10 protein-coding genes are annotated in these 14,284 nt (G+C 67.2%); 5 read left to right on the top strand and 5 right to left on the bottom strand.

Going from position 1 to position 14,284, the window contains the following annotated elements:
- The 4 genes from ACWDS7_RS38510 to ACWDS7_RS38495 all read right to left on the bottom strand — a co-directional run.
- Positions 1 to 383, bottom strand: a 383-nt coding sequence (locus tag ACWDS7_RS38510) for a transposase (RefSeq protein WP_451933278.1), incomplete at its 3' end; no start/stop codon positions are given.
- A 576-nt stretch (positions 384 to 959) separates the two neighbouring features.
- Positions 960 to 1,310: a hypothetical protein gene (locus ACWDS7_RS38505; protein ID WP_451933277.1), complete on the bottom strand. Its 351-nt coding sequence runs from the start codon at positions 1,308 to 1,310 to the stop codon at positions 960 to 962.
- 324 nt (positions 1,311 to 1,634) lie between these two features.
- Positions 1,635 to 3,776 carry an alpha-galactosidase gene (locus tag ACWDS7_RS38500; RefSeq protein WP_451933276.1) on the bottom strand — a complete coding sequence of 714 codons (2,142 nt, stop codon included), beginning with the start codon at positions 3,774 to 3,776 and terminating at the stop codon, positions 1,635 to 1,637.
- A gap of 24 nt (positions 3,777 to 3,800) precedes the next feature.
- Positions 3,801 to 6,005, bottom strand: coding sequence for a discoidin domain-containing protein (locus ACWDS7_RS38495; RefSeq protein WP_451933275.1), 2,205 nt, complete (start codon positions 6,003 to 6,005; stop codon positions 3,801 to 3,803).
- Positions 6,006 to 6,443: 438 nt separating this feature from the next.
- On the opposite strand from ACWDS7_RS38495, the gene ACWDS7_RS38490 reads away from it, so the two are divergent.
- The 5 genes from ACWDS7_RS38490 to ACWDS7_RS38470 all read left to right on the top strand — a co-directional run bounded on the left by ACWDS7_RS38490 (position 6,444) and on the right by ACWDS7_RS38470 (position 12,181).
- Complete coding sequence (locus tag ACWDS7_RS38490) at positions 6,444 to 7,634, top strand: ROK family protein (protein ID WP_451933274.1); 1,191 nt, start codon at positions 6,444 to 6,446, stop codon at positions 7,632 to 7,634.
- A gap of 100 nt (positions 7,635 to 7,734) precedes the next feature.
- Positions 7,735 to 8,973 carry an ABC transporter substrate-binding protein gene (locus ACWDS7_RS38485; protein WP_451933273.1) on the top strand — a complete coding sequence of 413 codons (1,239 nt, stop codon included), beginning with the start codon at positions 7,735 to 7,737 and terminating at the stop codon, positions 8,971 to 8,973.
- Between the two features lie 75 nt (positions 8,974 to 9,048).
- Positions 9,049 to 9,936, top strand: coding sequence for a carbohydrate ABC transporter permease (locus ACWDS7_RS38480; RefSeq protein WP_451933272.1), 888 nt, complete (start codon positions 9,049 to 9,051; stop codon positions 9,934 to 9,936).
- Positions 9,933 to 10,796 (top strand): carbohydrate ABC transporter permease, encoded by an 864-nt coding sequence (locus ACWDS7_RS38475; RefSeq protein ID WP_451933271.1) that lies wholly within the window; start codon positions 9,933 to 9,935, stop codon positions 10,794 to 10,796. Before ACWDS7_RS38480 ends, ACWDS7_RS38475 begins: the two co-directional genes overlap by 4 nt.
- Positions 10,793 to 12,181, top strand: coding sequence for an alpha-L-fucosidase (locus ACWDS7_RS38470; RefSeq protein ID WP_451933270.1), 1,389 nt, complete (start codon positions 10,793 to 10,795; stop codon positions 12,179 to 12,181). The genes ACWDS7_RS38475 and ACWDS7_RS38470 overlap by 4 nt, the downstream gene beginning before the upstream one ends.
- Before the next feature lie 783 nt (positions 12,182 to 12,964).
- On the opposite strand, the gene ACWDS7_RS38465 is transcribed toward ACWDS7_RS38470, so the two are convergent.
- Positions 12,965 to 14,044 (bottom strand): hypothetical protein, encoded by a 1,080-nt coding sequence (locus ACWDS7_RS38465; RefSeq protein WP_451933269.1) that lies wholly within the window; start codon positions 14,042 to 14,044, stop codon positions 12,965 to 12,967.
- Between the last annotated feature and the right edge of the window lie 240 nt (positions 14,045 to 14,284).

Genomic DNA, 14,284 nt, shown 5'->3' with positions numbered 1-14,284 from the left:
CGAGTCGGCCAGCAACGCCTCCTGCTCGGGGTCGAGGCCCCCGTCCGGGATGACAACCAGGTCGGGCAGGCGCATCGCGACCAGTCCAGCTCCCCGCGGGCGCCGAGTCCGTCCAGCATGACCCGGTACAGCTCGGCCCACACCCGGGCGGCACTCCACTCGGCGAAGCGGCGGTTCACCGTCTGCCAGGACGCGCCGAAGACCGGTGGCGGCTGACGCCAGGCGCAGCCGGTCGTGGCCACATAGACGATGGCCGCGAGGATGACCCGGTCGTCCACACGCCGCCGCCCGCCGCCTTGCGGCCGGGTGGGCGCCAGTGGGACCACGCGTTGAAACAACTCCCATAATTCATCGGGCACCAGTCGTTGAAGGAACGCATCCACGACATCTCTAACAAGCGATCACCAAATGAGTCACGCTCTTAGGGGTCAGCGTGGCCTCGCATCGGATGCGGAATTCGCGCGTCTGATGCCGAACTCAAGGGCTCTCGCGGTGAGGGTTCTTCGGCCCGGGTGAACCCAAGGGGCGATGCGCGGGGCTGGAGGACGGTGCGGCTGGTTTCGGCTCCAACATGGCGGGATAAGTCCGGCGCGATAACGATCACCGGGGGTTTTCGCAGGTCGTAGCTCGATATCAAGGCCCTCCACTCGGGTCGGCATCACCAGGGGAAAAGTAGCGAGAAAGACCAGGTCAAAGCCTTCGGGTAGGCTCCTTGAGCAGGGTGCGAAGCCATGGCGCTCCGCAGTCGGCGGGGATGCCGGTCTTCTCGTGAGGCCGATGAACAGTCACGATGTGGTCTGGGATCTCTGTCAGATGATGGGATCCGGTCACTCGCAGCTACTTTGCCCCTGGTGATGCCGACCCGAGCGGAGGGCCACCAGCAGCCCGGGGGCTTCACTTGTAAACAGAAGGTCAGGGGTTCGATTCCCCTCGTCGGCTCAGCTGGAAAGCCCAGAGCATCACGCGATGACCTGGGCTTTCTTGCGTTTTCGATCAGTCGTCGGCGTCCGGCCGTCACCGGCGGACGGCGGCTCGCCCTTCCCAATGCGTTCCCACGATCTTCCCCCGAGAGCTTCGATGATCCGGCGCAGGGAGACCTCGGCCTCTCCCACGAGGCACTTGGAGTAAGTGCTCAGGAGAACCTTCGGGCTGTTGCCCGCCCACTCGGCCACCTGCTTCGCCGAGACGCCGGAGTTGAGCCAGGTGGACAGGCAGGCGTGGCGCAGATCGTAGGGCCGCCTGGCCAGCGGGGAGGCGTACTCCTCCGCCGTCAGGAAGCTCCTGCGAGCGTTGCTCCTGTACTCGGTCATGAGGTTGGTGACAGTCAGCTGATCGGTGGAAAGCCGTCGAGTGCGCTGTGACGCCCTTGGGTGTTGCCTCTCTGAGCTGTTCCACGAGGCCAGTGTTCAAGACTGTGGACACCGGAGCCGCCCACGAGTCGGGGTCGTCGTTGGTGACTCGAAGGAAGTCTTCGGCCTTCACACCCCAGTTATCGCTGCGGGTACCGATTGAGCAGCTCGGTGGCCACCGCAGCCGCCCCAGGATCATGGTCGGACGGGTGCGGTGGGTAGGAGCATGCGCAGCCGGGTCCAGGAACGGCCAGCCCGGCGGGGGAATGGTCAGCTCGTCACAGGTTACGCCCGTAGCTCCATCACGAGGCACTGCTCGGGATCGAGGAGCGGTGCCGGCAGACCGATGGTGCCGAGCACCGAGCCCGAGGCGCGGATCGCCCCCTCGGTGATCCACGGTACGGCGGTGCTGGGGTGGGCGGCTGTCGCCTGGATTTCCGGGCAGAGCGTCACGGCATAGGTGAGCTCCGGAGCCAGTCCTGGGATCCGGAGCCGGGCCGGCACGGAGTCTGCTGAGGCCGTCAGCTGCGCCAGAGAGAAGACCGCATGGCGCCGGTCTGCTGAAACGACGCCGTGCAGCCACGCCGCGGGGTCGGGGTGGTCGGCACAGACGGTCCGCCCGCTGTGCAGCAGGGGTCTGAGTCGTTTGTGGAGGCGCACCCAGTCGGCGAGGTGGTCGAGCTCGTCGTCGGTGCATGCTGTGAGGTCCCATTCGATCCCGGCGTGGCCGAACAGGGCGGTCGCCAGGCGGATGGGGAGGGGGCTGGTGCGTCCCGTGGTGTGGGCCGTGGCCGCGCCGACGTGACAGCCCATCAGCTCCGGCGGTACGAGCAGCCCGGTCCAGCGCTGGATCCGCTGGCGTTCGAGCGGGTCGATGGTGTCCGAGGCCCAGACTCGGTCAGTGCGTTCAAGGATGCCGTAGTCGATCCGGGCGCCACCGGAGGAGCAGGATTCGATCTCCAGGCCCGGGTGCCGGTCGCGGAGTTCGTCCAGGAGGCGGTAGACGGCCCTGGTCTGGGCGTGCACGCCCGCGGCTCCTTCGTGGGTCGCTTCCAATAGGTCGCGGTTGTGGTCCCATTTCAGGTAGGCGATGTCGTACTCGTCGACCAGGGCGTGCAGGCGTGCCGCGACATGTGTGTACGCCTCGGGCCTGGCCAGGTCGAGCACCTGCTGGTGCCGCGCCGGTGGCACCATGCGTCCGGGAGCGGCCAGCAGCCAGTCGGGGTGGGCGCGGGCCAGGTCCGAGTCGAGGTTCACCATCTCCGGTTCGACCCAGAGCCCGAACTGCATGCCCAGCGCCTTGACCCGATCAGCCAGCGGGTGCAGCCCGTCCGGCCACACCTTGGCGTCGACGATCCAGTCGCCCAGGCCGGCGGTGTCGTCCCGGCGGCCGACGAACCAGCCGTCGTCGAGGACGAAGCGCTCGACGCCGACTTGGGCCGCGCGTTCGGCGAGGGTGATGAGCTTGTCGAGGCGGTGGTCGAAGTAGACCGCCTCCCAGGTGTTCAGCATCACGGGCCGAGGGGTGCGCGGGTGGCTCGACCTGGCGCGCAGGTGCTGGTGCAGGCGGTCGGACAAACCATCCATTCCCGCACCGGACCACGCGAAGTAGCTCCAGGGCGTCCGATGCGCTTCGCCTGGGGCGAGACGGACCTCACCCGGGGCGAGGAGTTCCCCGGCACCCAGGATGGGGCCGTGTTCGGGCAAACGCTCGGCGTAGTGGACGTGGTTGCCGCTCCAGCCCGCGTGGACCGCCCACACCTGGCCGTGCCGGAACCCGAAGCCCGGCTCTCCGACGACGAGCAGGCCGGTGGCATCGTGGCCGGTGCGTCCGCGCCGGGATTCCCGGACGGTCAACCCGTGCTGGAGCGGCCGTCGTTGCGGTGAGCGTTCGCGGGCCCAGCGCCCGGTGAAGTCCAGCACCTCGTTCGCCTGGTTGCTGGCTGGGAGTAGGCAGGCGGCCGAGTCGAGGGTGAACACACCGGAGCCCTCGTTGCCGATCTCGTGCCGCAGTCGTACGACGCCGGATGCGTCCATCTCGATGTCGGTGCTGACCCACAGGCCCGCGGCCTCGTCTCGGGCGCGGATCAGGATGTGACCGCCGCCGGCGTCCGAGCCGGTGTGGACTACCGGCTCGGACAACGTCAAGCGGAGGTAGGGCGACGCACCGTCTCGATGCCCCGCGATCCCCGGCCGCCCGATCCAGCCGTCGCCCTGCTGCGGGATGAGCCTCAGCCGTACCGGAATGTCCACGGACGCCACCGGACGAGGCGGCTCCAGCCCGAAGACCAGTTGGCCGGTGTCGCCCAGATCACCGGGGTCGGCGCCCCAGTGCAGGACGACGGGCAGGCCGGGACCCGAGGCGTCCAGCACCAGGGCGGTTCCGGCCGCCGAGAGCACAGTCAGGCCGGGGTGTCGTGATGTCATGTGTTCCGTTCCAGAGCAGGGGGATTACTTGCCGATGACGTTCAGCTCGGCGCAGGACGTCCAGGGGTTCCCGTTGACCTCCGACAGAGCGCGGAAGCGTACGTACCGCCCGGAGACCGCCGGGAAGTTCACGGTCTTGAGCGCGTTGTCCTTGGCGAACGTGCCGGTAGCCACCGGGGTACCCCAGTTCGTGCCGTCTGCGCTGACGTAGAACTCGTACTGGCCGACCCAGCCGTTCTGCGAACCGTCCTGGCGCGGCAGATAGGTGAACCCGGAGACCGTGTGCGAGGACTGCATGTCGAGTTGGATCTCGTGCGGAGACTGTGGGACCGGCGAGACGTTCGTCCACTGCGTGTGCCAGAAGGTGGCCATGTTGCCGTCCAGCACGTTGGTCGCCGGGTCATGCTCAGCGACCAGTTCCTGGCTGTCGCAGTAGGCCACCGTCCAGCCGGTGCGTGGCAGGATGCGCGGGCCGCCACCGTTGATCTGGACGTTGAAGTGGCTGGTGCCGTTCATGGTCAGGGTGAGCACCAGGGTGCTGGTCGTGGCGTCCCAGGTCTGGGTGCGGGTGTAGGGGCGGGTCAGGCCGTCGTGATCGTCGAAGACGATGTTCGGCCGGCCGCCGTTCCAGGTACCGACGACGGTGACGGTGACGTTGCGGACGTCCCGCGAGGTCTGGTCCGGGAGGGTCTTGCCACCGACGGTCGTGATAGAGCCATCGGCGTTCACGACCGGGGTCCCGGAGGAGTCCAGCGTCGGCGCCATGTAGTCCTGGCCGAACGTGACGGTGGTCGCCTGGTCGGTGACCAGCGACAACGCGTTGGTGAGGTTCAGCCGGTAGTTGAAGACGTGCACGCCCAGGTTCGATGGGTTCTCCTGGACGATCACACTCGTGTGCTCATCGGAGCTGATGGCCACCGAGGCCCCCGGCACATTGGTCGGGGAGAAGACCACGGCGGTCTTTTGCTGCACCCACATGTAGGGGTTGGTGTAGTACCACTGCTTGACCGCACCGTCCGAGCGCACCAGCCAGCCGTTTCCGGCGCTCGCGAAGCCGGGGTACAGGCCGTCGTAGTAGCTGGTCGGCTGTGGTGACGTGACCGTGGTGAACCCGGCAAGATCGGCGGCGGGCATCGTCTTGGGGACCAGTGACACCATCCCGTAGCGCCCGTCGACCGGCATGGCGTTGTTGACTGACTGGTTCCAGCCCGGCGTGGAGTAGTTCGTGATCCCCCTGGCCAGCACCTGCTGTTGACTCGCGACCTCGGTCCGTGTCGGGATCTTGATCCAGCCGTTCAGGACTCCTTGCAGCAGAGGGTAGACGCCGAATTGGGCAGGAGCGTACCGGTGGCCCAGCGCGCCGTTGGTGAAGTACGACGCCTCGGTCAGGAAGCAGGTCGCGCCCTGCGACAGGTCGCGCACGATCGACTGGATCTGCAGCCCTTGTGGATATTGCAGGATGTACTTCCAGTCCTGTTCCCCGGAACCGCCGGGAAAGACGCCCTTGCCGTCGATACCCCAGTGCCACCAGTCGGTCGACGAGCCCCAGTTGCCGATGTAGCCGGTAAGCCACAGACCCTTGATGAGCGCGTCGGTGCTGGTGGTGGCGTACGACTCCTTGTTCATGAAGACAAGGTTCCGGGCGTTCGCCTTCATCGCAGGCAGGAACCCGGAGTTGTTCTGCATGTAGTCCAACATCATGCCGTCGGTGCCGAAGATGTTGGTGTCGGTCCAGAAGAAGTACATGCCCTGCTGGCCGGCAAGGTTGAACAGGCTGATCAGATAGCCGCTCTGGTCCGGGCCATTGTACAGCTCGGCGGCGTTGAAGCCCTTGAAGGTGTTCGGATGGGTCAGGGCCCAGGTCTTCCACTGGCTTACCGGGATCGCATTCGTGGTACCGGTCTGGCCGTGAGCGACCTGGACCGTGACCGGGATGCCGGCGGCCTCGGCGGCGTCGAGCTGCGACTGGAGCCAACCGGTCGCGGCCGGGACGTTCTGGATGTCGCTGCCCGCGATGAGGTTGATGTAGGCGTAGGGCTTCAGACTGGCCGGGACCGTGTCGTAGAGCTGGGCGAGTGTGCCCTGGTACGGCGCGTCGCTCTGGCCGAGGTTGATCAGATGCGCCGGGTGAGTCGCGTCGATCGTGGCGCGCATGGCGCCGCCGGCCTTGGTGGCCGCCGCTGCCTCGCTGCCGAGCCCGAGCACGCCGAGGACGTCGGGGGCGGCCATTCCGGCGCCGATGGCCGCAACCGCGCCGAGGAAACCTCGACGGCCAAGGCGGCTTTCATGGCCGGCGTCCCGACTTGCTGGCGGGTCTTCTCGATGCGCCACCGCTGTCCTCCTGCAGTTCGATGCCCGTCATAGGCCACACGGGGTGAGGTAGCGGAAACGTAAACGACACACTTCCGGATCGGGAAGTGTTCGGGAGGATGACGCGGCGCGGTTCCATATCCGGCGGCGGTGCGGGCCGGGCAGGCCAACCGCTGGGTTATGAAAGTCCAGGTCAAAGCCTTTCGGAAGTATTGCGCGCCCCTGCTTCGGTGCCCTACGGTCCCTCACAGCCTGTTACGAAGGATGGATTCGAAACAGCGTTGCAATACCTGGAGCGCACAGTTCTGCCAGGTCACGTGGCTCGTGGCCGTCGTCCTGTCGAAAGAGGAGGGGCCCATGGCTGCGTTCGTGCCCAGCGGCGACGTCTCCGGCAGGACGACGATGGCGGCCTGTGCCGCGGCACTGCACGCCTTGGGCGAGGCGACGCTCAGCGAGCTGGCGCACGCCACCGGGCTGTCGCGGCCCACGGTCAAGGAGCGGCTGGCCGAGCTGTCGCACCTGGTCGAGGTCACCTCCGGTGCCGAGCACGGAAAGTCGCCGACACCCAGTGGCGGTCGCCCGGCTTCGCGCTTCCGGTTCCGTGCCGAGCACGGCTTCGTGATCGGCGCGGAGATCGGCAAGCACGACGAGCGGATCCTCGTCTGCGACATAGGTGGGCGGATCCAGCACATTGCTGAGCACCACGAGCCCGAACTGCTGCCGGGCCGGGAACGGATCGCCAGGTTCCGGCAGCGCCTGGCCCGCGTGGTGACCCAGCTGTGGGCCACCCATGGCAGCTGGCTCGGCCTCGGCGTCTCGCTGACCGGAGGCATCGGGCCCGACGGACGGATCTGCTACTCACCGCACAACCCTGATCTGCAGGGACGCTCACCGACCGAGGCCGGACTGGTGTTCGGTGATGTTCCGCTGATCGTGGAGCACGACCTGAACGCTGCTGCGATCGCCGAGCACGCGTACGGCGTCGCCCGCCACGCCGACACCTTCGCCCTGGCGCTGGCCTGGCATCAGCTGGCCGCCGGCATTGTGCTGGACGGCCGGGTTCACCGGGGCAGCCGGAACATGGCCGGGGAGCTGAACCTGATCGACGACGGCCCGATTGCCCCGCCACACTGGGCCGACGTGGAGTCGTTCCTGCCAGTCCTGGACGCCGCCGACCGCGGCGACCCGGACAGCCAGGCAGAATTGGACCAGTTCGCCGACCGGGCCGCACGCCACATCGCCTACCTGACACTGACGATCGACCCGCAGCTGATCGTGCTCGGTGGACCCCTGGCCCACCGGCCCGCACTGACCAACCGGATCGACGCGCGATTGACGGCCCTGCTGCGTGATGCCTATACGGTGGACCTGGCCATCACCCAGTTCCCGACGCTGGGGTCCTCGCTCGGGATGTTACAGATGGCGCTGACCAGCGCATTCGACACCCTACTCGGCGATCAGGGCTTCCCGGCGCGGATCGACATCAGGCCGTTGTGCCCGGATTCAGCCGCTCGAAGCCGAAGGGCACCTGCCTCATCCGCTCTGTGAGCGCAGAGCTCGCCCATGCCAATTCCTTCACCTCATCGCGCCCAGAGAGGAACCCCCCATGCCCAGAAACAGAATTCCCACCACCATAGGAACGGCAGTGATGGTGGCCGTAGCGCTCAGCGCCTGCTCCAGCTCCGACGGCCAGGCCGGCGCCGCGGGCCACGCCACGATCACCTACATGCTCCCCACCTCGTGGGCTAACGTGCCCGGCTTCCAGGACAATGTCCACCTCTGGGAGAAGCAGACCGGCAATACCGTCAACCTCACGCCGGTCCCGGACGCCAACTACGACTCGCTGGTGCAGGCCCGCCTGGCTGCCAAGAGCGGCGTCGACATCTTCGCCGGACAGGACACCGTCAAGGACAAGGCATCGATCATGCGGTCCGCCACCGGGCCCTGGATCCAGCGGCTCAACCCCGCCGTCCGCAAGGCGATCACCTCGCCCGACGGTGCCATCTGGGGCACCCCGAGCGCAGACGGCCTGGCCGCCCAAGGCGTGATCTACAACAAGGACGTATTCGCCAAGGCCGGGATCAACGCACCGCCGACCAACCTGGCCGAACTGGCGGCGGACCTGCAGAAGGTCAAGGCCACGAAGGTCACGCCACTGTGCCTCAGCGGCAAGGACGGCTGGACGCTGCTCCAGCACCGCAATGCCCTCAACGCGAACTTCGTCGGCGCCGACCCGCAGCTGGTGTCCAAGCTCGACGCCAACCAGACCAAGTGGACTGACATCCCCGGGTTCACGCAGGAAAACCAGGCGCTGGCCGATTGGGTGAGTAACGGTCTCACCAACAGTGATGCCCTGACCGCCACGTTCGACTCGGCGATCGCAGCGATCGCGAACGGCAAGTGCGGTGCCATCATCAACGGCACCTGGGTGTTCGCTGCCATCACCAAGTCCAATCCGTCGGCGAACGTCGGGTTCTTCCTTCTGCCGTCGGCGAATGGCACGAGCACCCTGGGGCTGGGTAAGCCCAACCTGCTCAAGGTCGCCGCCTTCTCCAAGGTCGGACAGCAGGCTCAGGACTTCCTGAACTTCATGATCGCGAAGCCGCAGGCGCAGAAGTTCATGGACGCCAACCCCGGTGTGTCCGCCTTCACCGACGTCAAGGCCGCCAACCCGTCCAGCAGCGTGACCGACCTGCAGAAGCTCGTGGACAAGGGCGGTTTTGTGGTGCCTTTCGACCAGCAGTCGGTGATCCCGCAGCCGCAGGACGACATCGTCGCCGCCTACCAGGAGCTGATCGGCAAGCGGATCGACGTCGCAAAGTTCGGCGAGCTGGTTCAGAAGGCCTGGCAGAGCGCGGGCACCAAGGCCCGCGCGTCCGGGTTCTGATGCGGGCGGACGACCGTACACCTCATGAGCACCGCTGCCATTGGGCGGCGGCAGGAAGCGGAACGGAGCAGGCCGATGACTAGGAGGCGCTCGTCCCGGCGCGGTGTCGAACACACCTATCGGTACGCATACCTCGTACCGGCGGTTCTGGTCTTCACCGCCTTCTTCCTGCTGCCGGCCCTCTTCGGGATGTACCTGTCGCTCACCGACGCCTCGACCTACGCCCCAGAGACGCACTTCGTCGGACTGGCGAACTACAACCTGATGTTCAACGACGGCCCGGCGCTGTTGAACGCCACCAAGAACCAGTTCGTCTACGCGGCCTGCGTGACCGTCGGCAAGACCGTCCTGGGCGTGGCGATCGCGTTCCTGCTCAACCGGGCGTTCAAAGGGAGCCGGGTGCTACGCGCCGTGGTCTACCTCCCGATCATGTTCTCCACCATCGTGGTCGGGCTCCTGTTCAACTACATCCTCAAGGCCGATGGGCCCGTCAACACCCTGTTGAAGCCGTTCGGCCTGGCCCAGGACTGGTTCGGCAGCTTCGACCTGGCGCTCTACAGCGTCACTGTCGTGGATACCTGGATGGGCGTCGGCTGGACAGTGGTGCTGGTGTTGGCGGCACTGCAGGGTGTGCCGGCCGACCTCGTCGAGAGCGCGCAACTCGACGGGGCAGGGCCGTGGCAGGTGGTACGGCACATCAAGGTCCCGTACATCCGCCATGCGATCAACCTGGGGGCGCTGATCACCTTCATCACCGGCATGAAGGCCTTCGACCTGATCTATGCCACCACCGGCGGAGGGCCGGGCACCGCGACCGAGGTGCTGACCAGCTACGTGTACAAGCAGCTCAATACCGGAGCGCTCGGCTACGCCGCCGCCGCCAACGTGTACCAGTTCGCCATGATCACCATCATCGCGCTGCTAATCAACCGTTTCGTGCGCAAGATGGAGGCGACACCATGACCCGGCAAAGCGCGCGCAGCCCGCGTGCAGCTCGGCGCGGGCCCGGAAGCATCCTGGCCGCAGCAGCCACCTACGGCGTGGCCGGACTGATCGCCCTGGTGTTCCTGGTCCCGCTTTACCTGGTCCTGCTCACCAGCGTCAAGGGCGCCGCGGACGCCCAGACGATGAGCTTCTCCCTGCCCGAGACCTGGCATTTCGACAACTATCTGACCGTCATTCGCACCGGCAACTCGCTGCGGGCGCTGGGGAACAGCGTGTTGATCTCCGTCGGGGTGACCGGCGGAACTGTCCTGGTGTGCTCGCTGGCGGCCTTTGTGATCGCCCGCCGTCCGGGAAGAGTGACCGGCAGCGTCTACAGTTACCTGCTGACCGGGCTGATCGCGCCGTTCGCCTTCATCCCGGCGATCAGACTGCTGCAGGACATCGGACTGGGCGGCTCCTACCTGGGCCTCATCCTCACCGACATCGCCGTGCAGATCCCGTTCATCACCCTGATCTACGTCGGCTTCATCCGACAGCTGCCCCGCGAGATCGACGAGGCCGCGCTGCTGGACGGCGCCGGCTCGCTCCGCCTGTTTTTCACCATCATCTTCCCTCTGCTCAGGCCGGTCAGCTCCACCGCGCTGATCCTGGTCTTCACGTACGCCTGGAATGAGTTTCAGAACGTGCTCTTCTTGATCCCCGACGCCGACCGATGGACCTTGCCGATGACAGTGTTCACCTTCCAGACCACGCACAGCTTCGACTACGGGCTGGTCTGCGCCGACCTGGTGATCACCATGCTGCCCGTGGTCGCGGTGTATCTGGCCGCGCAGAAGTACATCGTCAGTGGGATGGTCGCGGGCGCGGTGAAGGCATGACCCAGACGCATCTCGGCGCGGCAGACCCGCGGCGCCTGACCAAGGTTCCGGAGAGGTTCGCGCGCTCGGCCTGGTTCCGTCGCGACCGGTTCGGCATGTTCATCCACTGGGGCCCCTACGCGGTCCCGGCCCGCGGCGAATGGCTCCGCTCGCACGAACGAGTCAGCATCGAGGACTATCAGAGCGCGGTTGACGGGTTCGGCGCCGAGGACTACGACCCGCATGCCTGGGCCGAGCTCGCCGCCGCGGCCGGGATGAGGTACGCGGTGCTGACCGCCAAACACCACGACGGGTTCTGCCTGTTCGACTCGGCGCTCACCGACCACACGAGCATGCACAACGGCATCGGCCGGGACCTGGTCCGTGAGTTCCTCGACGCCTTCCGGGCCAGGGGCATCAAAGTGGGGCTCTACTACTCGCTCCTGGACTGGCATCACCCTGACTACCCGCACTACGGAGACTTCATCCATCCCGAGCGTGACAACCCCGCCTTCGCGGACCACAAGCCCGACCTGGAGTCGTACCGGAGGTATATGCATGGTCAGATCAGGGAGCTGTGCAGCAACTACGGCAAGCTCGACATCCTCTGGTTCGACTTCTCCTACGAAGGGATGGGACCCGAGGAATGGGGAGCCCAGGAACTGGTCGAGACCGTCCGTGAACTGCAACCGACAGTGCTCATCGACAACAGACTCGAGGCCGACGGCGGCGGACCTGGCTCGATCGTGACCGGCACGCCATCGGACTACAGCGGGGACTTCGCCTCCCCGGAGCAGTTGATTCCGGTCGAAGGCATCCGCGCTCAGGACGGCAGCCCCGTGCCGTGGGAAGCCTGCATCACCATCAACAACAACTGGGGCTACACCGCCGGTGACGACGCGTGGAAGAGCCCAGAACAACTGATCACCAAGCTCGTCGAATGCGTGGCCAAAGGCGGCAACCTGCTGCTCAACGTCGGGCCGGACGCTCACGGCCGCATCCAACCCGAGGCTGTCGAACGACTGCACGCGATCGGCGCCTGGCTCGCGGTCAACGGCGAATCCATCTACGGCGCGGGTCCCGCCGGCCTGGACACCCCCGAATGGGGCTACTACACGCGCACCGACACCGCCCTCTACGCCCACGTCCTGCGGGCGCCGATCGGGCCGCTGGCTCTCACGGGCGGCCTCGCCAAGGACAGCATCGCGCGGATCTCGCTGCCCGCCGACGGTCGGCAACTGCGGCTGAGTGACGCCTGGGTGGTGAAGTCCTATACCGACATCCCATTCGTCGAATTCGGAGAGGTGGGGCACCACACCTACCCGATGCCCGACCCGATCGACACCGTTGTCAGGATCGAGCTGGCCGATCAGCTCCGGCCCTCTGACAACGGCAAGAGAGCGTAGCCCGGCAGATTGGCTGGACGAGGCGCTCTCTCATGGAGTCGCGGCGCCCAGGTCGCGGATGGCGGAGCATTGGGCGGTGCTGGGGAGCTGCCGTCGGGTGTTGGGTGAGGAGCACCCGTCCATGTTGATCAGCCGGAGCAACCTGGCGGGCGTGTTGAAGGATTTGGGGCGGTTGGAGGAAGCCCAAGCGCTGGGGTGATCTGTAGCTCGTACAGCAGTGGATACAGCAACACCGCCTCACACGATCACACGTCACCGATCCGCACCTATCGCTTGAGCAGGACGAGGAGCCCTCTACGTCGTGACTGGCTCCCGTTTGCAAACAGGGAGTCACGCTGCCGCGCCGCTACGGGGTGCTGGGGCCAAGGATTGGGCCGTCTGCGGGCCGTCCGGGATAAGCCGACGATGACAGACGACGGCTAAAGCTGATGGCCAGGCAGCCAGCTCAGCATGGCGGCGCGCAGATGCCCACAGGCCGCTTCAGCGGGACATCACTTCCTGCGCAACAAGCATGCCGAGTGGAACGGCTATCGCTGCCAGGTCCCCGAGGGTTCGACCCCAAACCACTCCGGTGAGCAAGGGACAAGCCACATCGCAGATAGCAGAAGGCGTAGATGGGCTCCCGCGGATACTGGGTTTACTTCGGCTCCGATGCCGAGCCTCGCTGGGGGAGCTGAACCTTCTTGTAGCCCTCTAAGGACTCGTCGCCGAAGGGCAGGTCGTCGGCGTTCGCCTGCTGCCCCCGGCGGGCTCTCGCGCTGCCCGCGGACGGGGTCCGCGTGCTCAGCCACGTGGGCCCTGTCCGGCCTCCGCCGTCATGGGGACGCGCCGCCGCAGCCAGTAGGCCAGGACGGCCGCCGCGAGCAGCGCGCCCCACAGCGGGTACGGCCAGAGCAGCAGCGCGCCTGGTTGGCCGCGCAGCACGGAGTCGATCACGAGCCCCGGCGAGGCCAGGCAGCAGATGCCCGCGACCGTCCCTCCGGCGATCACCGGCAGCCGCACCGGAACGGGACGCCCGTGGACGATCGGCACCCATCGCGGGAACACCTCGCCCCACCCGCTCATCAGCCCGAGGGTCAGCACCGCGCCCGTCAACGCGGCGAAGGCGAGAAGCAGCCCCTGAAGCCGCGTGTCGGCGGTGAGCGGCCCGGTGACGTCGGAGTCGGTGGGCCACGGGGTCAGCCAGGTCAGCCGGTACAGCGCGTACGGGAGCGGGCACAGCGCCGCCCCGATCGTGGCGGCACGACCCCATCGACCGGCGGACTCGGGCCTGATCCAGCGCGGCGGCTCGCCCGTCCGGAACGCCTTCAACGCGATCACCGCCCACACCGCGCAGGCGGCGGCGTTGGCCAGGGTCCAGCCGAGCCGCCCGCCGAAGGAGGCGAAGTCTCCCGCGATGTTGGCCAGGTAGCGTCCCACCAGGCTCAGCGCACCGGCGCCGGTGACCACGTCGACCACCGCCAGGGCGGCCAGCGCAGCGATGCCCGCCATGCCCGGCGCCTTCCCGCGCGCGGCCGCCGTGACGACGAGGCCCAGCAGCGCCACGGGCCCCAGGATCGCCAGGCCGTAGGCGAACACGGACATGATGCCGGCGTCGGAGAGCACCACGCCGAAGAAGAGCAGTTCGGCGACCGCGCCGGCGCGCACGAGCGACACTGGCCCGAAGATCACCGCCAGGCCCACGAGCCCGGCGGCCACGGTCATCGGTCCGGTGACGTCGTGCTCCAGCAGGTGGGTGAGCGACACCTTGACGCGGTCGGCCGCGCCGAACGGGTAGCTGGCGGGACTCGTCCACCACAAGATCCCTACGGCGGTCACGGCGATCGACAGGAGCGCGCCCACTGTCCGGATGATTCTGGTCATACTGCCCACGCTAGGAACGCCTGACCGCCGTCGCCTCCCCCTCCCGGGGGAGGGCGAGGCGGCCCCGATCTCGTCTCCCTGCGCCGGCGACGCTCCTGGGACGCTGCTCATGTCAGGCCCCGGCGCTCTCGTCGGCCTTGACGGGCTCGCCGCTCTCGCGGGGCCGGCGAGCCGCCAGCAGGGCCAGCACGCCGATGGCCAGGACGGGCCAGCCCCCCGTGACGGGGAAGTACAGGACGC

It is taken from the genome of Streptosporangium sp. NPDC003464 (assembly GCF_053588315.1).
Note: the sequence above shows the minus strand (reverse complement) of the source record. Positions and strands in the feature narration are given on the sequence as shown.

What these genes read in the sequence shown, in the direction of transcription:
- ACWDS7_RS38505 (WP_451933277.1), bottom strand. Translation starts at nt 1,310, where the DNA reads ATGACCGAGTACAGGAGCAACGCTCGCAGGAGCTTCCTGACGGCGGAG.
- ACWDS7_RS38500 (WP_451933276.1), bottom strand. Translation starts at nt 3,776, where the DNA reads ATGACATCACGACACCCCGGCCTGACTGTGCTCTCGGCGGCCGGAACC.
- ACWDS7_RS38495 (WP_451933275.1), bottom strand. Translation starts at nt 6,005, where the DNA reads ATGGCCGCCCCCGACGTCCTCGGCGTGCTCGGGCTCGGCAGCGAGGCA.
- ACWDS7_RS38490 (WP_451933274.1), top strand. Translation starts at nt 6,444, where the DNA reads ATGGCTGCGTTCGTGCCCAGCGGCGACGTCTCCGGCAGGACGACGATG.
- ACWDS7_RS38485 (WP_451933273.1), top strand. Translation starts at nt 7,735, where the DNA reads ATGGTGGCCGTAGCGCTCAGCGCCTGCTCCAGCTCCGACGGCCAGGCC.
- ACWDS7_RS38480 (WP_451933272.1), top strand. Translation starts at nt 9,049, where the DNA reads ATGACTAGGAGGCGCTCGTCCCGGCGCGGTGTCGAACACACCTATCGG.
- ACWDS7_RS38475 (WP_451933271.1), top strand. Translation starts at nt 9,933, where the DNA reads ATGACCCGGCAAAGCGCGCGCAGCCCGCGTGCAGCTCGGCGCGGGCCC.
- ACWDS7_RS38470 (WP_451933270.1), top strand. Translation starts at nt 10,793, where the DNA reads ATGACCCAGACGCATCTCGGCGCGGCAGACCCGCGGCGCCTGACCAAG.
- ACWDS7_RS38465 (WP_451933269.1), bottom strand. Translation starts at nt 14,044, where the DNA reads ATGACCAGAATCATCCGGACAGTGGGCGCGCTCCTGTCGATCGCCGTG.